Origin of the sequence: Paraburkholderia solisilvae, from assembly GCF_902859875.1 — a bacterium.
GTDB classification, from domain to species: domain Bacteria; phylum Pseudomonadota; class Gammaproteobacteria; order Burkholderiales; family Burkholderiaceae; genus Paraburkholderia; species Paraburkholderia solisilvae.
In genome coordinates, this window is the sequence record NZ_CADIKF010000136.1 from 1 (window position 1) to 749 (window position 749).

Here is a 749-nt window from a genome sequence, read left to right on the forward strand (position 1 = left end):
CCGCCGTGCGGGCCACCCGCCGCGGCCCGGCGGCCGCCCCGGCGCGCATGCTCGCGCGCGGGAGCGCCGATTGGTCCGCCCCTTCGCTCTATTTACCCGTGCGGCGAACGCCGTCATGGCCCCCCGCGACAAGCCCTTATCTGTCGCTCATCTGCCGCTCGTCTGCACAGACCCCCGCCCCGCGTACCCGCCGTTCCGCAGCCGCTCACCCTCCGTTCTGCAACTTCGCGCGCAGCGCGGCCTCGAGCTGGGTCAGCGAGTCCGGCGACGCATCGGTGACGGCCCACCACATCATCCCCGCGTCGCGCCAGCGCGCCACCGAATAGCCGTCGCTCGCGAGCGACGGGCCCGGCCTGCCGGCCGCCGGATCGTTGTCCGGGAACACATACACGTCGATCACGTGCTTGCGATGCGTATAAGTCAGCACCGCGACCCGCCGATGCCCGACGTAATCGAGCCGCCCGCCCGCCAGCGGAAAGCCGCTCGCGGCCAGATCGACCACCGGCGGCGCATAGTCGATGCGGCCGTTGAACCACGGCTTCACCGTATGCTGGTCCGACGAAATCACGTCGATGTCGCGTCCCGAGATCTGCGCCCGCACGTGGCTCGACACCAGTTCGTCGACCAGTCCGGACGGCGCGGCCGCGCGCTGCTGCGTATAGATCACGCCGGCCGCGAGCGCCGCGCACACCGCGAAGGCGAGCGCGCCACCGCGCCACGCCGCGCCGAACGGCAGCGCGAGCGGCGCC

1 pseudogene is annotated in these 749 nt (G+C 72.5%); it reads right to left on the minus strand.

Annotation, left to right across the window (positions count from 1 at the left end):
- Positions 1-205 precede the first annotated feature (205 nt).
- Positions 206-749, minus strand: a pseudogene (locus HV675_RS32145) (anti-sigma factor); the annotation flags it as partial.